At 68.4% G+C, this 23343-nt stretch carries 23 protein-coding genes; 14 read left to right on the plus strand and 9 right to left on the minus strand.

What is annotated here, in order from left to right:
* Nucleotides 1-224 precede the first annotated feature (224 nt).
* From K2R93_10225 to K2R93_10240, 4 genes are all read left to right on the plus strand, one after another.
* Nucleotides 225-1520, plus strand: coding sequence for a GWxTD domain-containing protein (locus tag K2R93_10225; protein ID MBY0490203.1), 1296 nt, complete (start codon nucleotides 225-227; stop codon nucleotides 1518-1520).
* Between the two features lie 23 nt (nucleotides 1521-1543).
* Entirely contained in the window at nucleotides 1544-4504 is a 2961-nt protein-coding gene (polA, locus tag K2R93_10230) for a DNA polymerase I (protein MBY0490204.1), read from the plus strand.
* Between the two features lie 262 nt (nucleotides 4505-4766).
* Nucleotides 4767-5159 (plus strand): prepilin-type N-terminal cleavage/methylation domain-containing protein, encoded by a 393-nt coding sequence (locus K2R93_10235; protein MBY0490205.1) that lies wholly within the window; start codon nucleotides 4767-4769, stop codon nucleotides 5157-5159.
* A gap of 160 nt (nucleotides 5160-5319) precedes the next feature.
* Nucleotides 5320-5568: a hypothetical protein gene (locus K2R93_10240; GenBank protein MBY0490206.1), complete on the plus strand. Its 249-nt coding sequence runs from the start codon at nucleotides 5320-5322 to the stop codon at nucleotides 5566-5568.
* Between the two features lie 109 nt (nucleotides 5569-5677).
* On the opposite strand, the gene K2R93_10245 is transcribed toward K2R93_10240, so the two are convergent.
* Nucleotides 5678-7057 (minus strand): lysophospholipid acyltransferase family protein, encoded by a 1380-nt coding sequence (locus K2R93_10245; protein ID MBY0490207.1) that lies wholly within the window; start codon nucleotides 7055-7057, stop codon nucleotides 5678-5680.
* A 40-nt stretch (nucleotides 7058-7097) separates the two neighbouring features.
* Nucleotides 7098-8474, minus strand: coding sequence for an MFS transporter (locus tag K2R93_10250; GenBank protein ID MBY0490208.1), 1377 nt, complete (start codon nucleotides 8472-8474; stop codon nucleotides 7098-7100).
* 95 nt (nucleotides 8475-8569) lie between these two features.
* On the opposite strand from K2R93_10250, the gene K2R93_10255 reads away from it, so the two are divergent.
* A complete protein-coding gene (locus K2R93_10255) occupies nucleotides 8570-9514 on the plus strand; it encodes a hypothetical protein (protein ID MBY0490209.1) in 945 nt (314 codons plus the stop codon).
* Here K2R93_10255 and K2R93_10260 read toward each other — a convergent pair.
* Complete coding sequence (locus K2R93_10260; GenBank protein ID MBY0490210.1) at nucleotides 9453-10994, minus strand: DUF1080 domain-containing protein; 1542 nt, start codon at nucleotides 10992-10994, stop codon at nucleotides 9453-9455. The two genes, K2R93_10255 and K2R93_10260, sit on opposite strands and share 62 nt — an antisense overlap.
* Nucleotides 10995-11157: 163 nt before the next feature.
* A complete protein-coding gene (locus K2R93_10265) occupies nucleotides 11158-12036 on the minus strand; it encodes an aldo/keto reductase (protein ID MBY0490211.1) in 879 nt (292 codons plus the stop codon).
* Nucleotides 12037-12133: 97 nt separating this feature from the next.
* On the opposite strand from K2R93_10265, the gene K2R93_10270 reads away from it, so the two are divergent.
* Complete coding sequence (locus K2R93_10270) at nucleotides 12134-12640, plus strand: hypothetical protein (GenBank protein ID MBY0490212.1); 507 nt, start codon at nucleotides 12134-12136, stop codon at nucleotides 12638-12640.
* Between the two features lie 18 nt (nucleotides 12641-12658).
* On the opposite strand, the gene K2R93_10275 is transcribed toward K2R93_10270, so the two are convergent.
* Nucleotides 12659-13018 (minus strand): hypothetical protein, encoded by a 360-nt coding sequence (locus K2R93_10275; protein ID MBY0490213.1) that lies wholly within the window; start codon nucleotides 13016-13018, stop codon nucleotides 12659-12661.
* A 10-nt stretch (nucleotides 13019-13028) separates the two neighbouring features.
* Complete coding sequence (locus K2R93_10280; GenBank protein MBY0490214.1) at nucleotides 13029-13439, minus strand: DUF3052 domain-containing protein; 411 nt, start codon at nucleotides 13437-13439, stop codon at nucleotides 13029-13031.
* 50 nt (nucleotides 13440-13489) lie between these two features.
* Here K2R93_10280 and K2R93_10285 point away from each other — a divergent pair, with 50 nt between their 5' ends.
* A complete protein-coding gene (locus K2R93_10285; protein ID MBY0490215.1) occupies nucleotides 13490-14131 on the plus strand; it encodes a sugar O-acetyltransferase in 642 nt (213 codons plus the stop codon).
* Between the two features lie 7 nt (nucleotides 14132-14138).
* Here K2R93_10285 and K2R93_10290 read toward each other — a convergent pair whose 3' ends face one another.
* Nucleotides 14139-15392, minus strand: coding sequence for a dicarboxylate/amino acid:cation symporter (locus tag K2R93_10290; GenBank protein MBY0490216.1), 1254 nt, complete (start codon nucleotides 15390-15392; stop codon nucleotides 14139-14141).
* Between the two features lie 22 nt (nucleotides 15393-15414).
* On the minus strand, nucleotides 15415-15735 hold the full coding sequence (locus K2R93_10295) for a hypothetical protein (protein MBY0490217.1): 321 nt from the start codon (nucleotides 15733-15735) through the stop codon (nucleotides 15415-15417).
* 49 nt (nucleotides 15736-15784) lie between these two features.
* Between K2R93_10295 and K2R93_10300 the strand changes: the two genes are divergently transcribed.
* From K2R93_10300 to K2R93_10310, 3 genes are read left to right on the plus strand one after another with little or no spacing between them, the layout of a single operon-like run.
* A complete protein-coding gene (locus tag K2R93_10300) occupies nucleotides 15785-16822 on the plus strand; it encodes an alpha/beta fold hydrolase (GenBank protein ID MBY0490218.1) in 1038 nt (345 codons plus the stop codon).
* A gap of 51 nt (nucleotides 16823-16873) precedes the next feature.
* Nucleotides 16874-17437 carry a hypothetical protein gene (locus K2R93_10305; protein MBY0490219.1) on the plus strand — a complete coding sequence of 188 codons (564 nt, stop codon included), beginning with the start codon at nucleotides 16874-16876 and terminating at the stop codon, nucleotides 17435-17437.
* A complete protein-coding gene (locus K2R93_10310; GenBank protein MBY0490220.1) occupies nucleotides 17437-17778 on the plus strand; it encodes a hypothetical protein in 342 nt (113 codons plus the stop codon). Before K2R93_10305 ends, K2R93_10310 begins: the two co-directional genes overlap by 1 nt.
* Here K2R93_10310 and K2R93_10315 read toward each other — a convergent pair.
* Nucleotides 17759-18049 (minus strand): hypothetical protein, encoded by a 291-nt coding sequence (locus K2R93_10315; protein ID MBY0490221.1) that lies wholly within the window; start codon nucleotides 18047-18049, stop codon nucleotides 17759-17761. The genes K2R93_10310 and K2R93_10315 overlap by 20 nt on opposite strands.
* A 29-nt stretch (nucleotides 18050-18078) precedes the next feature.
* On the opposite strand from K2R93_10315, the gene mnmG reads away from it, so the two are divergent.
* The 4 genes from mnmG to K2R93_10335 all read left to right on the plus strand — a co-directional run bounded on the left by mnmG (nucleotide 18079) and on the right by K2R93_10335 (nucleotide 23313).
* Nucleotides 18079-20010: a tRNA uridine-5-carboxymethylaminomethyl(34) synthesis enzyme MnmG gene (mnmG, locus tag K2R93_10320; protein ID MBY0490222.1), complete on the plus strand. Its 1932-nt coding sequence runs from the start codon at nucleotides 18079-18081 to the stop codon at nucleotides 20008-20010.
* 447 nt (nucleotides 20011-20457) lie between these two features.
* Nucleotides 20458-21198 (plus strand): SIMPL domain-containing protein, encoded by a 741-nt coding sequence (locus K2R93_10325; GenBank protein MBY0490223.1) that lies wholly within the window; start codon nucleotides 20458-20460, stop codon nucleotides 21196-21198.
* A gap of 334 nt (nucleotides 21199-21532) precedes the next feature.
* Nucleotides 21533-22339, plus strand: a complete 807-nt coding sequence (locus K2R93_10330) for an AAA family ATPase (GenBank protein ID MBY0490224.1) — start codon at nucleotides 21533-21535, stop codon at nucleotides 22337-22339.
* Nucleotides 22336-23313: a ParB/RepB/Spo0J family partition protein gene (locus tag K2R93_10335; GenBank protein ID MBY0490225.1), complete on the plus strand. Its 978-nt coding sequence runs from the start codon at nucleotides 22336-22338 to the stop codon at nucleotides 23311-23313. Before K2R93_10330 ends, K2R93_10335 begins: the two co-directional genes overlap by 4 nt.
* The last annotated feature ends 30 nt before the right edge of the window (nucleotides 23314-23343 follow it).

The following is a 23343-nucleotide window of genomic DNA, read 5'->3' on the forward strand; positions in this document are numbered from 1 at the left end:
ACGCCGACCGTCAGTGCCAGCAAGGCAGTACGCACGTTCCGATGACGGCACGACGGCACCTTCTTTCCGCAGGGGCGGTAGCAATGCGTTCCATGACGCATCCGACACATCGATCATTGCGCGCCGCCACAGGGGCGGTGTGCCTCGCGGCGGCTGCCGCGGCCCTGGCCGGCTGCGCCAGCGCACGCCCAGCGGGCTCATCTGCACCAGCCGGCGTCCCCGGGGTGCGCGGACCAGCCGGCGCCGCAGCACCGGCGGCCGCGGCCGGCGCCGCCGACATGCAGCGCCTCTATCGCACCATGGGGCTCGTGGCGGCCGGTGGTGCCATGCCCTTTGTCTCGTCGCTCAGCTTTTTGCGTACGCCGAGCCCCGACAGCACGCTCATGCTCGTCGCGCTCTCGTTCCCGTCGCGGGTGCTGGGCTTTCAGCGCGAAGGCGAGCGCTACGCGGCGAGCTATTCCGTTCGCGTCCAGCTGCGTCAGGGCAACACGGTCGTGCGCAACATCGAAGCGACCGAGACCGTGCGCGTCCCCACGTATCGCGAAACGGCACGCACCGATGAAAGCGTCATCTGGCAGCAGTTCGTGCGGGTCGCGCCCGGGCGCTACAGCATGAGCGTCGCCGTGAAGGACGAAGGCAGCATTCGCAACGCCGGCGAAGATGTCACGATCGAGGTGCCGCGGCTCCCCGCCGGCGCCCTCGGCAGCCCGCTCCCCGTCTACGAAGCGATCGCGCGCCAGACGCTCGATTCGCTGCCGCGCATTCTCGCGCGTCCGCGGGCGACGGTCGCCTTCGGTGCCGACTCGCTCTTCCCCATCTACGTCGATGCCCCGGGAGCCGACGCGCCGAGCGCCATTACCGTGCGCGTGCTCGGGGAGGGCGACATCGTCTCCTGGCAGAATCGCACCGACCTCCCCGCCCGCGGGGCCTCGCGCAGTGCCACCGTACCGATTCCCGTGCGGAACATGGGGATCGGCATCAACACCATCGAGATCAGCACGGTTGGGCGGGCGGACACCGTGCGGACGCGGGTGCTGGTCAGCCTCGGCGACGATCTGCCGATCGCGTCCTTCGAGGACATGGTGTCGTATCTGCGCTACTTCACCACGGCCGACCGCTTGGCCCCGCTCCGCAACGCCACCCCGGCCCAGCGGGCCACGGCGTGGACGCAGTTCCTCAAGGACACCGATCCCGTCCCCGCCACGCCTGAACACGAGGGGCTGCGCGATTACTTTGGACGCATCCGCACCGCCAACCTTCGGTACCGCGACGAAGGCGCGCAGGGATGGCAGACCGACCGCGGGATCACCTACGTCGCGCTCGGCGATCCCGACAACATCATCGACACCGGCCTGAACGATCCCAATGCGCGCGTGCGCCAGCAGATCTGGGAATACCGCGAGCTCCGTATCCAGCTCGTCTTCATGGACCAGACCGGCTTCGGCCGCTGGCGCCTCAGCAACCAGCAGCGCGCCGAACTCGACAACGCCATTCGTCGCAAGCTCGCGCAGCAGCGCTAGCCCCCGCCTCGAGGGTGACATCCATGGCTGATGTCACCCTCCCGACGGCGCCGCGACTCTTTCTCATCGATGGCTACGCGCTGATCTATCGCGCGTTCTTCGCCTTGATGCAGCGCCCGCTCACCACGAGCCGCGGCGAGAACAGCTCGATCGCCTGGGGGATCGCCAACTTCCTCAAGCGCCTGCTCACCACCCACAAGCCCGAGCTGCTGGGGTGGGTGCACGACAGCGGCGCCACGTTCCGCGACGAGCTCTACCCAGACTACAAAGCCACGCGCGAGAAGCTCGCCGACGATCTCCAGGCCGACTTCGATCAGGGGCTCGAGCGGGTGCTTCAGCTGCTCGCCGCGTACGGCATTCCGGTGCTGTCGGCGGAGGGGTTTGAAGCCGACGACGTGATCGGCACCATGGCCAAGAAAGGCGTCGAGGCGGGGTACAACGTCGTCATCGTGTCGGGCGACAAGGACTTTCAGCAGCTCGTTCGCCCCGGTGTGTGGCTGCTCAATCCGGGGCGCGGCGGCCCGGCGAGTGTGGAAGAGAGCTGGGTGGGCGTCGAGAACGCGAGCGATCGTCTGGGCGTGCCCCCGGAGCGGGTGATCGACTATCTCGCCATCGTGGGCGACAGCTCCGACAACGTGCCGGGCGTGAAGGGGATTGGCGAGAAAGGGGCCATCGAACTCATCACGCAGTACGGCCCGCTCGAAAACATTCTCGCGCACGTTGGCGAGATCACGAAGAAGCGGCCGCGTGAAGCGCTGCAGCAGTACGAGGCCGAGGCGCGGCTCTCGAAGCAGCTCGTCACGATCCATTGCGACGTTCCGATCGCGCTCGACGCGGAACAGCTGAAGGTCAACGCGCCCGATGCGGACGCGCTGCGCGCGCTCTATCTCGAGCTCGAATTCAACTCGCTGCTCAAGGATGTGGGCGGCAGCGCCACGGCGCCGACGCCCGCGGCCGTGGCGCATCCCACCGCCAGCACACCGGCCGGCGACATCGCCGCGCGTGGTCCGGTGTCGCCCGGGCGCCCGGCGCCGCCCGCGGTCGCGACCGGCGAGAGTGGCGTGCCGGTGCTCGTGGACGCACGCTACACCACGGTCGATACCCTCGAGGCCCTCACCGCGCTGCTCGCGCGCGTGCGCGAGGTGCCGTACATCGCGATCGACACCGAAACGATCACCGACGCCGATTCGCCCAATCCGGTAGACGCGATGCGTGCGCAGCTCGTGGGGTTGTCGATCGCGGTGGCCCCCGGTGAGGCGTACTACCTGCCGTTCGCGCATCGCCGCGACGACGGCAGCGGCAACCTCGCGCTGCTCTCCGGTGATGCCGGCATCGCTGGCCGCCGCATCAACGCGGGCGCGCCGGAGCCGGTGAATCTGCCGCCGTTCGCCAGCGACGCCTGTGCGCCGCTCCGCACGATGCTGGAAGACGCGTCGGTCAAGAAGATCGCCCAGAACGCGAAGTATGACATGCTCGTGCTGCGCGGCGCCGGTGTGCGTCTCGCGGGCCTCGAGTTTGACACCATGCTCGCCAGTTACGTGCTCGATCCGGGGCGTCGGTCGCACGGGCTCGACCTGTTGGCACTCGAGTTCCTCGGCCACCCCATGACCGCGTACGAGCAGCTGTGCGGCAAGGGCAAGTCGCAGCTGCCGTTCAGTGTTGTGCCGGTGGACGCGGCGCGCGATTACTCGTGTGAGGATGTGGACGTCACGATGCGTCTGCGCGCGCTGCTCGAACCGCTCCTCGTGTCGCACGACATGCTCGCGCTGCTGCAGGAGATGGAAGTGCCGCTCGTGACCGTGCTCTGTGACATGGAGTGGGACGGCATCGCGATCGATCTCGCGTGGTTCGATTCGCTCAAGACGCGTTTTGCGGCCGAGCGTGCGCGCGTGGAGCAGGCGATCTACGGCGAGGCCGGGCACGAGTTCAACATCAACTCCAACCCGCAGCTGCGCACGGTGCTGTTCGACGAGCTCAAGCTGCCGGTCAAGAAGAAGACGGCGACCGGCCCGAGCACGGATGCCAGCGTGCTGCAGGAGCTGGCCGAAGACGGGCACACGCTCCCCACGCTGCTCATGGAGTATCGCGAGATCTTCAAGCTCGAGGGGACGTACATCGATGCGCTCCCGCGGCTCGTCCATCCGCGCGATCATCGGCTGCACACGTCGTACAACCAGACGGTGGCGGCCACGGGGCGGCTTTCGAGTTCCGATCCCAACCTGCAGAACATTCCGATCCGCCGGGAACTCGGGCGTGACATCCGGCGTGGGTTCGTGCCGCGCACCGGGTGGCGGCTGCTCAGCGCCGACTATTCGCAGATCGAACTGCGGCTGCTGGCCCATCTGTCGGCCGATCCGGCGTTCGTGAGCGCCTTCCAGGCCGGCGGTGACATTCACAAGCAGACGGCGGCGATCATCTTCGGCGTGGCGCTCGAAGACGTGACCAGTGAGATGCGGGCCCGCGCCAAGACGATCAACTTCGCCACGATCTACGGGCAGGGTGCGCACGCGCTCTCTCGGCAGCTGCGGATCTCGAACGCCGAGGCCAAGGCGTTCATCGAGACCTACTTCGAGCGCTTCGCGGGAGTGAAGCAGTTCCTCGACCGGTGCGTGGCCGACGCCCGGGAGAAGGGCTACGTCGAAACGCTCTTCAAGCGGCGGCGCTACATCCCCGAACTCAAGGACCGCAACTTCAACATCCGCGCCTTCGGGGAGCGGGTCGCCGGCAATGCGCCGATTCAGGGTTCGGCCGCTGACCTCATCAAGCTGGCCATGCTGCGCGTGCACGCCGCCCTGACCCGGGAAGGGCTCGCGGCCCGCATGCTCCTGCAGGTCCACGACGAACTCGTGTTCGAGCTCCCGCCCGACGAGGAGGGGGCGCTCCGCACGCTGGTGAAGCGGGAGATGGAGGGGGCGGCGGTGCTCAACGTACCGCTCCTGGTGGAAATGGGCCTCGGCACGGACTGGGTGGCTGCCAAGTCCTAGGCTGTAACGCCAAAGCCCTTGCCTCGTCTCACGAAGACGGGGCCGGGACGACACCCTTGCACATTGCCACAAACGTCGGGCGCTGCGAGACTCTCTCGCCGCTCCCGGCGTTGTTCTTTTATTGGAAAGCGTTGTATTTCAATGGCTTGTGATAGTTGCTGAACGCGGCATCAGGGTTGCCATGGCATAGCCTCGACTGCGGGGGCATCCCGCGCCCCTCCCTTATCCCGGCCCGTCCCGGGAGCGCAACAGAGGATACGCAATGACAATCACTCGCCGGGCCCGCCAGGGCTTCACGCTGATCGAACTGCTGATCGTGGTCGTGATCATCGGCGTGCTCGCGGCCATCGCCATCCCCAAGTTCCAGAACACCAAGGGCAAGGCGTACGCCAGCTCGCTGAAGAGTGACCTGAAGAACCTCTCCGCCATGCAGGAGAGCTACTTCTACTCGAACGAGACGTACTCGAACAACCTCGGGGCCGTCGGCTTCTCACCCACCAACGGCGTGATCCTGTCGATCACCGAGGCCGATGGGCGTGGCTGGTCGGCCACCGCCACCCACCCGGCCGCGTTCCCGCTCACGTGCGCGGTGTTCTACGGTCAGGCGGCGCCGGTGGCGCCCGCCACGACGGAAGGCGTGATCAATTGCCAATGAGCGAGTAATGTGCGGGGATGACGATCCCCGACATCTCTCGCGAATGACATCAATGTGGTCCCCCAGCTCCCGCAGGCCCGTCGATCCCCCCCCGGGCGACGTCCTGCGGGAGCTCACGTTTGCCCATGGCTGCCAGGAGTTCCTGAAGCGCCGTGACGGCATGCTGCACGCCATGGACGGTGGTCTCTGGCTGCATCGCCACATCTGGCAGGGCCGCCCCATGGTGCATCTCGTCAGCACCGATCGCGCGCGCCTGCTCGCTTACGGCGCCGCGATCGGCATGCCCGCCGACCGCCTGCAGTACAAGCCGCTCAAGGACCCGCGCACCAACGAACGCCGCGACGCCTGGCACTGGGACTTGGGCGGGCCGGTCTATCCGCCCCCCGATCCGCGCTACGCGCCCAAGTGAGTCAACGGCAACAGCACACACAGGGCAGACGGAGACGGAAGCGCGCACAGAGACTCGTCGAGGCTGTCCACTGTGACCCCTTGAGTCTCCGTGTGCCCTGTGTGTGCTGTTACAACGCACTCACCGCGCGCTCGAGCGCGGCCGCGTCGGCACGAATGGCGTCGGCCTCGGCCAGCAAGGCGCGCTGCAGCTCGGGCTCGGCGCGGAATCGGCGATAGGCCGCCGCGCGCTGGCGGGCGCGGCGCGTGCGGTCGCCGTACCAGAGATCGCTGCTCGCCGACGGCACCAGCGTGCACAGGAACGCGAGCGCCCACCACCAGCCGACGGTGAGCCCCACCAGCGTGGTTTGCACCGCGTACGCCGCGAGCACCAGCACGAGGCCAATGACGAGCGTGTTCATCGCCGGCTCATCGCGTGACTGCACGTTGCGCAGCGCCAGGCGGCGCGCGAGTTGAATGGGGATCCAGTGCGTCAGCCGCCCCCAGAGCCCCACCGGCAGGAGTAACGCCGCGTAGAACGCCTCGCGCACCGCAAACCACGCACCCGCGGTGGCACCACGATCGATCGCGATGTCGTGCACGTCGATGCCGAGCGCGTCGAGCCGCGAGCGAAAGGCTCGCACGCGCCGCTCGAACGCGGTCGCGCGCTCGCCGAGGGCGGTGTTGCCGTGCACGCGGACCGCGGCGAGTCCGCGATCAAGGCGGCGGATGATCGAGAGAATCGCGCCCAACGGCGTGGTGCCGTCGGAGAGGTCACGCGTCGGTTCGAGCAGGGGGGCGAGCGTACGCCCCACGATCTGCAGGCGGTCGGCGTCTTCGGCGCTCGCAAAGTTGAGCGTCACCGCTTCGAGCCGGTCCTGCACCAGCTGCGTGAGCGTGGCGACACTCACCGAGGCGGCTCGCAGCGCGTCGAGGTCGAGCGGCTCCCCCACCTGCAACAGCACGCGCGACCGCGGGGCTTCCTTGCGTTCGAAGAGCAACCCCACCGGCACGATGCGAATACCGCGCACGCCGCGATCGGCGGCGTGTAACGCCATGCGGGCGAGGCCGGTGCGCAGCGGCGCCATGCGCGGATCGTCATGGCTCTTCCCCTCGGGGAACACCACCACGGCGGCGCCGGTCGCGAGCGCATCGGCGACGGCATCAAAGCTGGCGGCGTTGCGGGCCGGATCCACGGCGGCCGGGTCGCCCACGACTTTGGCTTCATCGGCGGCGCGGCGCAGCGGTACCACGCCGGCGGTGTGAAGAAAACGCGCAACGAGCGGATTGGCGAAGATCGTGGCCTTCGCCGTGAAGTGCACGCGCCGCGGAACGCTCGAGGCCACCGCGAGCGCATCGACCAGCGCGTTCGGATGATTCACCGCCAGAAAGATCGGCCCGTCGGGCGGCACGCGCTCCAGCCCGGTGACCGTGAGCTGCTGGTAGTACCAACGCAGCGCCACGCCCACCACGGGCTTGAGCACGGTATAGACGAGCGGCGTGCGCGACATGCGGGCCGTTAGCCGAGTCGGCAGCGAATCGCGCGTTCGATCACGCCATGGCCGTGCGCTCGTCGGCCTCGCGCGCGGCCTGCTCGCCCGCCTTCACGTTCACCAGGGAGAGCAGGGCGCCGCCCACCACGAAGAACGCGATCACCCAGAGAATCGCGTCACGGCTGCTGCCCGTGCGATTGATCACGATGCCGAACACCAGCGGTCCGAGAATGCCACCGAACTTCTCGAACACGGAGTAGAAGCCGAAGAACTCGCCGCTCTTGTGCTTGGGCACCATGCTCGCAAAGAGCGAGCGGCTGAGCGCCTGCGTGCCGCCTTGCACCATGCCGACCAGAATGGCGAGGCCGTAGAACTCGCGCGCCGTGTGAATGCCATGCGCATACACGCAGATGCCCGTATAGGCCACGAGCCCCAGCAGCACCGACAGCTTGGCGCCCAGCTTGGCGGCAATCGACCCGAACGCAAACGCGAACGGAATGCCGATGAACTGCACCAGCAGGATCGCCTTGATCATGTCCGCCTGTGGCACGCCGATCTCTTCACCGAACGGCGTCGCCATCTTCACGATCGTCTGAATGCCGTCGTTGTAGATCGTGAACGCCAGCATCACCAGGAACGCCTGCTTGTAGTCGCGGAACTCGCGCAGCGTTTCGCCGAGACGCGAAATGGCCGCTCCCACCGGATTGGCCACGGCGGCCTCGTCGCCTTCGAGCATGCGTGCCGGCTCCGCGACCTTCCGGAACACGGGGATGCTGAAGAGCAGCCACCACACACCGACTGAGACGAACGCGAGGCGTGCCGGCAGGCTCGCCTGACTGGGCGACAGATCCGGTCCGGTCGGCAGGCCGATGAGCGCCGGATTGCTGATCCACGCCAGATTCACCGCCAGCAGGATGCCACCACCGATGTAGCCCATCGCGTACGCCGCCGTGGACACGCGATCGATTTCGTCTTCGCTCGCGATGTGTGGCAGGAGCGATTCATAGAAGGTGAGGCTGCCCGTGGCGCCGGCGAGCGAGAGCACGAACAGGGTGGACGCGAGCAGGATCTGTCCCTGTCCGATGAAGTACATGCCCGCCGTCGCGAACACGCCGATCATCATGAAGACGGCCATGAAGCGCTTCTTGGCCGCCTTGAAGTCGGCCACCGCACCCAGGATGGGCGAGAGCACCGCAATGAGCACGGCGGCGATCGTATTGGCCCAGCTGTACTGCTCCGTGGCTTGGGGGGCCGACAATCCGGCACCGGCCACCCGGATGAAGAAGATCGGGAACACCGCCGTGGTGATCACCGTCTGCATCGACGAGATGGCCCAGTCATACATGGCCCAGGCGCGCAGCTCAGGCCGGTGCAGGCCGAGGGCGTACAGCAGACCGGTGCGGCGGGGGGCCGGGGCGGCGGACGAAGACGCCATGTCGGGGCTCCAAGTGTGATGACCGTCAGGGAACGGGCGTATGTTCTGGACGGGTGAGGTCGCTGTCCAGTACGTCACGTGACAGATTCAAGGGCATGTGGCGCAGAACTCTCCTCGGTCTGGGTGTCCTTGCCGGTGCGGCGCTCAGCGCCTGCGACCGCCGCGCGTCGTCGTCGGCCGGTGACTCCGCCAGCGCCACCCCCGCGGCCCAGCCCGCGGATAGCGTCGTCACCGAGGTGACCGCGAGCGGCTGGGACGCGGCCGCCGGCCCCTTTGTGGTGCTCCCCACGGTGGACGGGGGGATGATCGCCGGCTCGCTGCTGCGCCCCGAGGCCAGTGAACTGACGGTGGGCGATACCGCCGGGATCGGCGCGAGTCTGGGCGACGGGCGTCTCGAGCTCTTTTCGCGCGGCGGCAAGGTGGGCGTGGCCCGGCTCACCGTGGAGGGGGCGCCCAAGGTCGGGGACGGTTGCACCGCGTGGCCGGTGGCCCGCCTGGCGACCGATCCCGGCACCACCGTGTCGCCATGGACCGCCGCCTTTGCCTTTGGCCGCGTGACGGCGGTGCCGTTCGATTCCATCGAAGGGCTCGTGCCGCGCGACTCGGCGCGTCTGGCGGCCGATCTCACGCGCCTCGCCTCCGGGCTCCCCGACGACACCAGCGCCACCTTCCGCACGTTGCCGTACGTCGTGCTGCGCGCCTGGCGCACGCGGGGGCTCGACAGCGGCTTTGCGGTGGCGACGCTCGTGCGCCGCGTGAATCAGGAAGACAATCCGCGCGAAGAGCGGCTCGTGCTGGTGGTGAACACCGTGGGCGCCGACCCGCGGCAGTGGACGGTCGGCTGGCACGAACGCGCCGCGGGTCATGAAGAGGAGTTGGTCGTGGCCGAACCGCTCCTCGCCTTCCGGGTGGCACCGTCGCCCGACCTGCGCCTGCTCTTCGGTCGGGATGACGGCGTGGCCCTGGGGGCCGCCGTGCTTACTCGTCGCGGGGCGACGTGGACGCTCCTGTGGGAGAGCGCCGTGGCGGGGTGCGAGTAGCCTTCGCGCCACCCGCCGCGTTGGCGCGCTGCAGGCGCGCCAGATCGGCTTCCGCGGCCATGAAGGCAAAGCCGGGCCACCCGCCGCCGGCCATCGCGCGCTCGAACGACGCCTTCGCGAGCACGGTATCGCCGCGCACGAGCGCCCACGCACCCAGGCCGTAGTTGAGCGTCGCGATCTGCACGTCTTCGCTATCCGCCGGCGTGATCAGCTGCACGGGCGTCACCTCGCCGCGATAGAGCTTGAGGCGCGACACATACGCATAGCCCGGTGGCGCAGGCTTGGGATCGGGCCTGGCGTCGATATGCTGATCGAGCATCGCCTGCGCGTCGGCGATGCGACCGGCGCGCGACAGCGAGAGCCACAACCAATCCGTGCTCCCGGCGCGCTCGCCTCCATCGGGGGCCTTGGGCTGCGCGCGCGTGAAGAGCGTGGCCGCCTCACCGAAGCGCCCCTGGAGGTAGCGCAACACGCCGAGGTGGAAGAACAAGCCGTAATTGGTGGTATCGAGCGCGATGCCTCGCGTGAGATCGGCATCGGCCTTGGCGAACTCCCGCACCGACAGATAGCGATGGCCGCGCCAGCGGAGCAGCATCGCTTCTGTCTTGCGGGTGTCGGCGGTGCGGGGGGCGGGGAGCGCCGCGAGTCCCTTCGTGAAGGTCTCGATCGCTTCGCGGAACTGCCGCGCACCACTCTGCGCCACGCCCAGCGCGATCACCTTCGACGCATCGGCATAGTTGCCGCCGAGGGCGGCGCGTGCCCGCGCGATGGGCCCCGTGTCGGCGAGCGCGCGATAGAGCTCGCCCTGCGCGGATCGCACCTGCACCGTGCGCGCCGGCGACGCTTCGAGCGCGCGGTACCAAATGTTGCGGAAGCGTACGGGATGCTCGTGATCCTGCAGGCTGATGCGCAACCGATCGGGGTGCACGTCATACGGCGGGCGCGAGCCATTGGCCGTGGGGCCCACGAGGGCGCGATGGTCCTGCACAAGCACGCCGTTGTGCCACACGGTGAGCACGGCCGGTGACGCGACACGCCCTGCGGCGGTGAAGCGCGGCCGCGTGTAGATGATGTCGTAGCTCTGCCACGTCCCCGGCGGCCGGCTCGCATTCACGAGCGGCGGATACTGGCCGTAAATCGCTGCCGCCTGGCCGTCGGCATACGTGACGTTGTGCCACGAGTCGAGGACCTGCACCTCATAGCGCCCGTCGCCAAAGAAGACGCCGCTGTTGCCGCGATCCTGATCCATCCCCCTGGGCGGATTGGGCGCCATCCATTCGATGTGCAGCTGCACATCGCCCACCGAATCCTTGGAGAAGATCGCGCCCGTGCCGGGCGCGACCTGCATCGCCCCATTCACCAGCGTCCACTTGGCCGGCGTGCCGTCGCCGTGGGTCCACTGGTCGAGCGAGGCGCCGTCAAAGAGCACGACGGCGTCAGGCGGCGGTGGAAGCGTGACGTGGGTGGGCGGGGTGACCACCGGTGGAACGGGGCGGGCTCTGGAATGCTGGGGCCACGCGTCCAGTGGTGGCTGTTGCGCGGCGACGGGCACCGCGAACACGGTGGCGAGGAGCGCAGAGCACAGGATCGATGGGCGCACGAGAGGCATCGGTATGATTCGCGGAGAAGGCGCGGAGGTGCGACTACGGAACGTTCTTGCCCGTGGCGGCAACATGAATGGCGGTCCACTGCTGCGCATCGAGCGTCACGCGGGTCGCGTCGACCGCGTGCTGCAACGCCTCAAGGCGACGTGAACCCGTGATGGGGATGACGCGCGCGGGATGCCGGAGGAGCCACGCGAACGCCACGGTCTCGGTGCTGATTCCGAGATCGGCGGCGATCATGCCGAGCACCTGACGCACCCGCACCGCCGCATCGGCGTCGCTCGTGAAGAGCGCGCCGCCGGCGAGCGGCGACCAGATCATCGGGCGGACACGCAGCTGTTGGCATTGGTCCAGCGTGCCATCCATCAGCGGCGCCTGATGGAGCGGATGCCACTCGATCTGATTGGTCACCAGCGGCGTGCGACTGTTCAGGAGCGCAAACTGCGACGGCGAGAAGTTCGACACGCCGAACTGCCGCACCTTCCCACTGGTCCGGAGCGTCTCGAAGGCACGGGCCACCTCGTCGGCATCCAGCAGCGGATCGGGGCGGTGCAGCAGCAGCAGATCAATCACGTCGGTGCGCAGATGCCGCAGCGACTGCTCGGCGCTCGCGATGATATGTCGCGCGCTCGTTTCGTAATGCTTGATCGTGGTCTGCGGGTGCGTGTCGTGCACCAGCTGAATGCCGCACTTGGTGACGAGCTGAATCTTGTCGCGCAGCCCCGGCGACAGCGCGAGCGCCTCACCGAACAACGCTTCGACCGAATAGCCGCCATAGATGTCCGCGTGGTCGAAGCTGGTCACGCCCATCGCGACGCAGCCATCGATCCAGCGGAGCCGTTCCGATGCCGTCCACTCCCACGAGGCCATGCGCCACGCACCGGCCACGATCGGGGACAGCTCCAGGGATCCGTTCATGCTTCATGCTGCGCCCGTCGCCGCCGTTCGGCTAGGGCACCGCCGCGGGATCTCACCGACGCATTGTGTCCGCGCCCGATCGGCGGCAGACTCCAGCATGGACTCCCGCCTCCTGCTGCACCGCATCCTGTTCGACGGGCTCGCGCTCTCCCTCGTCGGCAGCGTCATCATCCTGTCGTCACTGGCCGCCAATCCCCGCTACTGGCTGCAGGACTACCCGAAGGCCATCCAGGACGCGGTCCCCAAGAAGACGCCCGCCGAAAAGCGCGCCGCGCGCCTCTGGGGCATTCCCTTCATGCTCACGCTGATGGGCGGGATGGTGATCTCCGGCATCCTGCTCAAGCGCGGCATGCCCGACGCCCGCTTCCTCACCGTCTACGCCGACACCCTCGGGGTCGCGCTGCTCTTCAACACCTGGGACCTGCTCGTCCTCGACTGGCTGATCTTCTGCACCATCACGCCGTCATTCCTCGTCATCCCCGGCACCGCCGGCATGCCGGGCTACAAGGACTACAAGCACCATGTCATCGCGTTCATCACTGGGGCGATCAGCTCGGTGGTGATTGCGGCGATCATCGCCGGCCTGGTGTACGCCTTCGGCTGAGTGCGCGGCGGGGGCACCCTAGCCCAGCCACTCCTTGAACAGCTTCTCGTCCACCCCGACGCACAGTTTGTGCTGCAGGCGGACGAGGGGCTGTTTGAGCAGATAGGGCTCATCCGCCAGGATCGACAGCCACTTCTCTTCCCCGTACAGCGCCGTGCGCAGCCCCAGCTCGGCGAAGCGCTTCGAGTCGCGATCGAGAATTGCCTCCACGCCGAACTTCTGAGCGAAGCGCTTGAGTTCACCCAGCGAGGCGGCGCGCTCGGCGAGGTCCACGAAATGCGTCTTCACGCGACGCTCGGCGAAGAAACGGAGCGCCTTGCGCGTATCGGCACTCTTCTTGGTGCCGAAGATCTGGACGAGGAGATCAGCCGGTGGCATGGCCCCGAATTTATCGGAGCGCCTTCCGGATCACGAGCTTGAGCCCCGACCAGACGTCGCTCACCGCGCACACCTTGATGTCCACGTAGCCCATCGGCAGGGCCACCGCCCGGATCACATCCTCGGTGACATCCGTGGGGACCTTGGCGGTCTTCTTGGGCCACGACACCCACACCATCGCATCGGGCGCAATCAGGTCGCGGAGGCGTGTCAGCTCGCGCGTGAGCACCGCGCGTTCCGTGGTGAACAGGTGCACGACCGGTGTCCGGGCATCCACGGTGCGACCAAAGGTCACCCCCTCGGGGAGCGGCGCCAGCCAGTCGCGATAGTCGGTGGGCGCGCCGATCGACACGACGCGCGAGCCCGCCACGATGCCGAGCTTCTTGGCGAGCGGGGTCCCGCTGTAACCAGCCTGCGCCATGGCGCCTCCGGCGGTCTCCCGCCATGGGGGTGAGCGGCTACAATAACGTCATGCACGAGCCCACGGGTGACCCCAGCCGCCCCACGATGACCGAGCGCGACCGTATGCGGGCTGGGCAGCCGTACAACTCCCGCGACCCGGAGCTGCTGGCGCTCGCCCACCGGGCCCGGGCGCTGCTGGCGCGCTTCGGCACGCTCTCATCCACCAGCGGCGACGCGCGCACCAGCGTGTTGCGCGACCTGCTCGGCGCGGTGGGCGACGGCGTGTGGATCGAGCCGCCCTTCTTCTGCGACTACGGGGCCCATATCACGATCGGTGCGCACACCTTCGTGAACGTGAATGTGGTGATGCTCGACAGCGCCGACATCACGATTGGCCAGCGCGTGCTCATTGGTCCCAGCGCCCAGCTGCTGACCGCGACGCATCCGCTTGCCATGGCGGAGCGCCTGCCCACCGACTGGACGCCTGACAGCGGACACGGGCCCTACGTGACCATGGCGCGCCCGATCACGGTGGGAGATGGCGCGTGGATCGGCGCCGGCGCGCTGCTCATGCCCGGGGTCACGGTGGGTGAGGGGGCCGTGATCGGTGCCGGCAGTGTCGTGACGCACGATGTGCCGGCACACACGGTCGTGGTCGGCAACCCGGCGCGCGTCGTGCGCGCGCTCGAGCCGCCGCCGTCGTCGGTGTAGCCGGCGCCTACGCCGCGGTCGGCGCGGTCTCGGCCTGCCGCCGCTTCTCGTCGTCGAACGCGCCTTCGCTGCGCGACACCACGAGCGTCGCCACGCCGTTGCCGATCAGGTTGGTGATCGCGCGGGCCTCGCTCATGAAGCGGTCCACGCCCAGCAGCAGGGCGACGCCTTCCACCGGCACCGTGCGCGTCGCCGCGAGCGTCGAGGCGAGCACGATGAAGCCGGAGCCCGTCACACCGGCCGCGCCCTTGCTCGTGAGCATCAGAATGCCCAGCAACGTGAGCTGTTCGCCGATCGGCAGATCGATCTTGTACACCTGCGCGATGAAGATCGCCGCCATGCTCAGGTAGATGCTCGTGCCGTCGAGATTGAACGAGTAGCCGGTGGGAATCACGAGCCCCACGACGGGCTTGGCGCAGCCGTAGCGCTCGAGCTTCTCGAGCATGCGCGGCAGCGCCGCTTCGGAGCTCGAGGTGCCGAGCACCAGCAGAATCTCTTCCTTGATGAAGCGCAGGAAGGGCCAGATGCGGAAGCCGTACGCGCGGCAGATGCTCCCGAGCACCACGAAGATGAACACCGCCATCGTGAGGTACACGTCGAGCATGAGGCGGCCGAGTGGCAGCAGCGTCTTGAGACCAAACGTGCCCACGGTATACGCCATGGCGCCGAATGCACCGATCGGCGCGACCTTCATGACAATGGCCACGATGCGAAAGAACACTGCCTGCAACCGCACGAGCAGATCGGCGATGTCACGCCCCGCTTCGCCAACCGCGGTGAGCGCCACCCCAAAGAGCACCGAGAAGAACACCACCGGCAGCAGATCCCCGCTCGCAAACGCGGCGATCACATTGCTCGGGACGATGTGGAGCAGGAACTCCAGCATCCCCTGTTCCTTGCCGGCCGCGGTGTACTTGCTCACGTCACCCATCGCGAGCGCCGAGATATCGAGCCCCGCGCCGGGCTTGGTGACGTTCACGATCACCAGACCGATCGCGAGGGCAAGCGTGGAGACCAGCTCGAAGTAGAGCAGGGCCTTGCCGCCCACGCGCCCCAACTTGCGCAGGTCCGCCATGCTGGCGATGCCGTGCACGATCGTGAGGAAGATGATCGGCGTGATCACCATCTTCACGAGATTGATGAACGTGTCGCCGATCGGCTTGAGCGCCTTCGCGGTGGCCGGAGCCTCGACGCCAAGGAGGACACCGAGAGACACGGCCACCAGGACCTGGACGGTCAGGTTGCGAAACAGGCGGGGCACGGCGGAGGGGCGAGGGGAATCGTCAGGTCAGCTTGCGCAGTGCGAGCAGACCGAGGCGCATCATCAGGGCGCCGGCAGCAAACGCCGCCAAGCATAACACGTCGAACAAGGCGAAGTCGCTGCGCAGCACGCGGCAGGTCACGAGCGCGGCCAGCGCCGCCGCCCACAGCCCACTGCCGAGGATCACCAGCATCAGCGAGCCCACCGAGTCGCGCAGCGTCCAGGGCTGGATACCGCGGGCCTCGAGGAGCGGGCGCAGGATACCGTGCCCGACCACGACGGTGACCAGCATGGCGCCGGCGGCGGCCACGGCCATCGACAGCCAGAGGATTTCCGGCGTCATGGAATGCGAGAGGCGGGAACGTGGCGCACGATCGGTACATATTCGCTGTATGTCGTCGCGAATGCGCCCCTATCGCCCCGCCTGGTGGCTCCCCGATCCGCACACCGCCACGGTGTGGGGGCGGGTCGGACGGCGCGAGCCCGTCCCGGCCATTCAGCGCGAGCGCTGGGACACCCCCGACGGCGACTTCGTGGAAGTGGCCCGGCTCGAAAGCCCCGATGGACCGGCGGCACCCCGACTGTTGCTGTTGCACGGGCTCGAAGGCGGCACCCATTCGCACTACGCCAAGGCGATGTTCCGCGAAGCGCAGAGCCGGCGCTGGGCGGCGGACCTGCTGCTCTTTCGGACCTGCGGTTCGGAACCGAACCGGCTGCCCCGGAGCTACCACTCCGGCGAAACGAGCGACCCCCGCTGGGTCATCGAGCAGCTCATCGCCCGGCACCCCGGGGCGCCCCTCGGCCTCATGGGGGTGTCGCTTGGTGGCAATGTCCTCTGCAAGCTGCTCGGCGAGTGGGGGGCCGACCTGCCGCCGGCGGTCACCGGCGCGGTGGCCGTGTCCGTCCCCTTCGACCTCGCCCGCGCCTCCCGGCATATCGGGCGCGGCTTCGGGGTCGTGTACGAGCGGCTTTTTCTCAAGACGCTCATTCCCAAGGCGCTGCGGAAGATCGACCGCCACGCCGAGCTGGCCGACCTCCGTCGGGTGGCGCAGGCGCGCACGCTGTGGGAGTTCGACGATGCCTTCACGGCCCCGCTCCATGGCTTTCGCGACGCCGCGGACTACTACGCTCGGGCGAGCTCGTTGCCGTATCTCGCCGGGATCCGTCGCCGTACCCTGCTGCTGAGTGCGGTGGACGACCCGTTCCTCCCGCCCGAGGTCCTCGACGAGGTCCGGGTGGCGGTCGCGGGCAATGCCCAGGTCGAACTCGAGTTCCCGGCGCGAGGCGGCCACGTGGGCTTCACGGCCGGGTGGAATCCGCTCAACCCCTGGTACTACGGAGAGTGGCGGGCCGCCGAATTTCTGGCCGCCGGGTTCGCCGGGCGGTCGGCCGCGCCGGCACCTGCTGCGACCACCTCGGTGACCGCCTAGCTTCCGGAGCGGGGCCACGGTGGCCCCGCTGTCCTCTGCATTCTGGTACGCGTGACTGCTGTCTCTCTCGCGGTGCTGCTCACCGGGCTCGTCCTCGGCGTCTTTGCCATGCTTTATGGCACGGAACGTCAGGTGCACCCGGCGGTCGCCCCGCACGAACGTCGAAGTGAACATGATCCGGCGGCGGAACCGTCCGCGCTGTTCAATCGCGCGAGTCTCGCCGCGTTTGCGGTGGGCTTCGGCCTCACCGGCTATCTCCTCGATCGGTTCACCCCGTGGGGGTGGCTACCGTTGCTCGCGCTGGCGCTCGTCGCCGGCGCCGCCGCCTATGCCGGTCAGGCGCTTCTCATTGCCCGCTGGGCCATTCCGTCGGCGCGGCACGATCAGGTGGACGAACGCTTCCTGCTGCAGGGGACGCTCGGACGCGTAACGCGCGCCGCCGCCGCGGGCGACAGCGGCGTCATGACCTATGCGCTCGACGGCCGCGAGTATGCGTTGCCGGTGCGGGCGATGCACGGCGGCGCGCTGGCCGAAGGCGTCGAGGTCGTGATCGATCGCGTCGAAGATGGCGTCGCCCACGTGGAGCTGTGGGCCGACGTGGAGCAGCGGCTCTAGTGCCCGGTCAGTGGACGTGGTCCGACGCGATCATTTTCATCGCGGTGATCACGGCCATGCAGCTCGTGATGTTCTGGCTGCTCACGAAGGTCTTCCTCAACATGATCAGCGAGGGCGACCGCTGCCCGGTGTGCGACGCCGAAACGCAGGCGGTGGAGCGCCGCGGCTGGTGGCACCTCGTCAGCTTTGGCGCGCGCAATCGACGCAGCTGGTGCCTGCAGTGCGGCTGGGAAGGCGTGCTGCGGCGCAGCGAGGCGTGGGTGGCCCGTCAGCGTGAGCGGCAGCGCGCCTGGCAGGACGTGCGCGCGAAACGGGCGGGGGTCAGGCGCGCGCGCCCATGACGAAGAGCCGCAGCCACTCGGGCCAGTTGCCGCTCAGTTCAAAGAAGTCGTCGAAGTAAACGAGCCCCGACTCCTCGAGCTGCTGGATCAGGTCGGTCAGCGCATCCTCCCCCACGAGCGGGCCGATGGCGATGACCTCGCCCTCCACCCGGAACTCCTCGGGTGTCAGCAGGAGCGCTTCGTCGAACTGCGCGCGGGTGAGCCCCACGCGCTCGAACGCCGCCTTGCGGATGAGCAGCGTCGGGGCGGTATGCGAAAGAGTCAGTGGCATCCGTGCAAAGTAATCCTAGCTTCCAGTACATGGTCTCCCCTCGCGCTGCTGCCGCTTTCGAAGCTGAATACGATGTCGTGGTGATCGGGGCCGGTCATGCCGGCACCGAAGCCGCGGTCGCGGCGGCGCGGGCCGGTGCGCGGGTCGCCCTGATCACGGCGGCGCTCGAGCAGATCGGTCAGCTGTCGTGCAATCCGGCGATCGGCGGCGTTGCCAAGGGCACGGTCGTGCGCGAGGTGGACGCGCTGGGGGGCATCATCGCCCGCGCCACCGATCTGGCGAGCGTGCAGTTCCGGATGCTCAATCGCGGCAAGGGACCGGCGGTGTGGGCGCCGCGCTCGCAGTGTGATCGTGGGCTCTATCGCCGTGCGGTCCGCACGCTGCTCGAAGCCCAGCCGCGCCTGGTCACGATTCAGGGGATGGTCGCGCGCCTGCTGTTCGACGGCCCGGCTGGTTCTCAGGCGCGGGTCGCCGGCGTGGAGACGGCCGAGGGCCGCCGCTTTGGCGCGCGGGCGGTCGTGCTCACCACCGGCACCTTCGGGCGCGGGCAGATGCACATCGGTACGTCGACGCGAGTCAGCGGCGGGCGTGCCGGTGAAGCGGCCTCGGTGTCGCTGGGCGAGCAGCTCGACGCGGTAGGGCTCACCACAGCGCGCTTCAAGACCGGGACCCCGCCACGCATCGATGGCCGCAGCGTGAACGTCACGGCGCTCGAACGGCAGGAAAGTGAAATCGACGCGTTCGATTACAGCTGGTCGCACTTCTGGCGCGCGCCGCGGGTCGTGGGTGACGCGACGCGCCACCCGGTGCAGATGCCCTGCTGGATCACCTGGCTCGAGGCCGAGGGGACGCAGCTGATCGGCGAGCACATCGCCGAGTCGGCGATGTATGGCGGCGCGATTGCGAGTCGTGGACCGCGCTACTGCCCGAGTGTCGAAGACAAGGTCGTGAAGTTCCCCGACAAGACGCGCCACCAGCTCTTTCTCGAGCCGGAGGGGCATGACACCACCGAGCTGTATGTGAACGGGCTGTCGACGTCGCTGCCGGCGCCGGTGCAACTGGCGGTTATGCGCACGGTGCCTGGTCTCGAGCAGGTGCAGATGACGCGCGCCGGCTATGCGATCGAGTACGACTACTACCCGCCCACACAGCTGGCACCGTCGCTCGAGTCGCGCGCGATCGCGGGACTCTTCTTTGCCGGTCAGGTGAATGGCACCACCGGCTACGAGGAAGCGGCGGGGCAGGGTGTCATGGCGGGGCTCAATGCCGCGCGCGCCGTGCAGGGGCACGAGCCGGTGTTGCTGGGGCGCGAGACGAGCTACATCGGCGTGCTGGTGAACGATCTCGTCACGCGCGGCGTGGACGAGCCGTATCGCCTGTTCACGTCGCGCAGCGAGTTCCGCCTCACGGTGCGGCAGGACAATGCGCTCGCGCGCCTCGGGCCCGTGGCGGAATCGCTGGCGCTGCTGACGCCGGACGAATGCGACACGATGCACGCGCGTCTCGCGTCGGTACGCACGGCGCTGCGCCTGGCCGACGACACGAGCATGTCACCGGCCGTGGCCGATCCGGTGCTCATCGCGGCGGGATCGCGCCCGCTCGCGCACGCGGTGCGTGCCTCGGAGTTGGCGAAGCGTCAGGACATCGCCCTCGGCGATCTGTTCGCGGCCGCTGGTGTGGGTGGTGAGTTGCCGCATGATGCGGTGGTGGGCGCGGAGCTCGAGCTCAAGTACGCGGGCTACTTCCAGAAGGAACGCGCCCGCGCGGCGCGCCTCACCGCGCAGGGCGCGCTGCGCTTACCGGAGAGCTTCGACTACGAGGCGCTGCGCACGATTTCGATTGAAGCGCGCCAGAAGCTGAGCCGCGTACGTCCGGCGACACTGGCGCAGGCGAGCGCGATCCCGGGGATCAGTCCGGCCGACCTGCAGAATCTCGTGATGGAATTGCGCCGCGCGCGCTGAGCGTCGTGCCGAGCGAACCGCTCGTCGGGGGGACGGGGGACCGGGGCGATCGTCTCGTGTAGCGAGAGTCGTTGCTGCGGCGGGTGCGTTGCGCCCGCCCTGCGGCGACGCGGAGGGTTCACGTCACGGAGGGTTCTTCTTCAGACCCGCGTCCCTCCGCCCCTCCGCCGCTCCGCCCCTCCGCAGAGCAGGACCAACGTCCTCGTGCACCATGCGCCGACGCGTCCGTTCGCACGATTCTCCCCGCTCCCCCGTATCCCCGACGAGTGTTTGCCTTAGAGCTGGCGCGAAAGTGTCGGTATAGTGATTCGTTATGTTGGGATGTGTGCAAGAGTCCGTTCGACGGTCGTCTCCCGCATGGCATCGGGAACCCTTGAACTTCACCGGCGGTGCGGGATCTCGGTGGTTGGTCGCTCGCTCGTGTCCCGCTTTGACTCTGGAGATCGTATGTCGCGTCGTTCGCGTCTGACCCGTCCGTTGACCCTGGCTGCCGCTCTGAGCGCAGCGTCGCCGTTTCACATCGCGCAGGCGCAGGTCCAGCCGGTGGCGCCGCCGGCGATCACGGTGGTGGCGCGCGGGGAGGTGCAGGTGGCGCCGGACCGGGCGCGCGTGCAGGTCGGGCTCGAGACCAAGGCCCGGACCGCCAACGCGGCGGCGGCAGAGAACAACCGGAAGCAGGCCGCGATCATCAAGGCGCTGCAGGCGCTGGGGATCCCGGCGTCGCAGATCCGGACGATCAACTACAGTGTGCAGCCCGAGCAGCGCTGGGACCCGAAGGAGCAGCGGACACTGCTCGACGGCTACCGGGTGAGCAACATCGTCTCGGTGGAGACCGACAAGCTTGATCAGGCGGGGCCGATCATCGACGCTGGTCTGAGCAACGGCGCGAATCGGATTGCCGGCCTGGAGTTCCTGGTGAAGGACCGTGCGAAGGCGGAGGACGCGGCGCTCACAGAGGCGGTGGCGAGCGCGCGTCGACAGGCGGATGTGGCGGCCAAGGCGGCCGGCGGGATGGTGGCGGAGCTCCTGGAGCTCATTGTGATGGAGAGCGGGCGCCCGGAGCCGATGCCGATGCTGGCGATGGCCAAGATGGCGGGGGGCGACGCGGCCCCGACGCCGATCAGCGAGGGGATGAGCACGGTGTCGGTCTCGGTCTCCACCCGCTGGCGCTTCGCGAAGCAGCCGTAGGGCGGGGGATGTGGGGAGCCGTTTCACGTGAAACGGCGTGACCTTCTCCTCTGGGAGCCGGAGTTGTCGCGATTCGGCCGGTCACAAGAAGAACAACTGCACACGCAGGGCTCACAGAGACCGAAGGGAGCACGGGGTGATGTCCCCCGTGCTCCCTTTGGTCTCTGTGAGCCCTGTGTGTGCTCTTCTCCAAGCCGCCCTCGCCGCCCCACGTTTCACGTGAAACCAGACCAGTATGCCCGCCGCCATGGTCCAGCGCCCCCGGCCGCCCTATACTTCGCCTCCCCGCGAACCCGCTGCGACCCCCGTCGCGGCGAACCCCAGCGACCAGATCGTGGCCCGCATTCTCGCCATCGCCAACCAGAAGGGCGGGGTCGGTAAGACGACCACCGCCGTCAATCTCGCCGCGTCCCTCGCGGTCGCCGAACAGCGCACCCTGCTGATCGACGCCGATCCCCAGGGGAACGCGACCTCCGGGTGTGGTCTCTCCCGGGACGAGCTCGAGCGCACCACCTACGACGTCCTCATGGGCGACGCCGCCATCGGCGACGCCATCGTCCGTGGCGTCCAGTTCAAGCACCTCGACCTCCTCCCCACCACCCCCGATCTCTCCGGCGCCGAAGTCGAACTCGTCGATGCCGACGACCGCGCCACCCGCATGCGCGACGCCATCGCCACGGTCCGCGATCAGTACGACTACATCCTCCTCGACTGCCCGCCCTCACTCGGCATCATCACCCTCAACATGCTGGTGGCGGCCGACGCGATCCTGATCCCCCTCCAGTGCGAGTACTACGCCCTCGAAGGGCTCTCGCAGCTCCTGGGGACGGTGCAGCGCGTGCAGGAGTCGATGAACCCCACCCTCGACGTCGACTCGGTGCTCCTCACCATGTTCGACAACCGCCTGAACCTCTCCCGCCAGGTCGTCGCCGATGCGCGCGCCCACTTCGGCGACAAGGTCTTTCAGACGGTCATCCCGCGGAACATCCGCCTCGCCGAAGCGCCCAGCTTCGGCAAGCCGATCGTCGTCTATGACATCGCGTCGGTCGGCGCCCAAGCGTATATGGCCGTCGCTCGCGAGCTCATCGACCGGACCCAGCGTCTCGCTGCGACCCCCTCGCCCTCTGGAGCGGAGTCATGACGCCCGAACCCCCTCGCCGCCTCGGACGCGGGCTCGACGCCCTCCTCGCCCGGAAAGAGCCGCCCAAACCGGCCCCGCCGGCCGCCGCGCTACCCGACGCCCCGGCCGCCGCGACCGGCGCGCCCGCGAGCGCGCCAGCGCCCGAATCGCCCCTCAAAACCATTCCGCTTTCCCAAATTAGGGCAAACCCCTTCCAGCCTCGGCAGGAGTTCCGCCCCGAAGAGCTCGCCGACCTCGAAGCCTCGCTCCGCGTCAACGGGCTCCTCCAGCCGATCACCGTCCGCCCCGCCCCGAACGGACAGGGCTACGAACTGATCGCCGGCGAACGACGATTCCGCGCCGCCACCCGACTCGGCTGGTCCGAGATCCCCGCCCTCGTGAAGCCCGTCGATGACAAGACGCTCCTCACGCTGGCCATGATCGAGAACCTCCAGCGCGCCGATCTCGATCCTATAGAAGAAGCCGACGGCTATCAGCGCCTCATCGACGAGTTCGCCCTCACCAACCAGGAAGTCGCGGACGTCGTCGGCAAAGACCGCTCGACCGTCGCCAACGCCCTCCGCCTTCGGCAACTCCCGGCGTCCGTGCGGCGCATGCTGCAGGACAAGCAGCTCTCCGCCGGCCACGCCCGCGCCCTCCTCCCCCTGGGCAACGAACGCGCGATCGTTGACCTCGCCCGCGAGACCGCCCAGAACGGACTCTCCGTCCGCGAAGTCGAACGCCGCGTCGCCGCCGGGCGCCCCAAGCCGCCGGCCGCGGGCAAGAAAGCTTCGCCGGCGAACGAACCGCCCGCCACCCCGCCGGGTGCGTCCGGCGCCGTCGTCCGCCAACTCGAAGAAAAACTCCGCCGGAAACTGCAGACAGGTGTCACCATTTCGTTGACAGCGAAGGACAAAGGCGAGGTGCGCATCGCGTTCTTCTCCAACGATGACCTCGAGCGTGTTCTCGAACTACTCGGCGTTTCACTCGACTGAACCACCATGGCGCCAGTACGGCGCCATAAC

The sequence above is a fragment of the Gemmatimonadaceae bacterium genome, assembly GCA_019752115.1.
In the GTDB taxonomy this organism is placed as follows: Bacteria; Gemmatimonadota; Gemmatimonadetes; order Gemmatimonadales; family Gemmatimonadaceae; genus Gemmatimonas.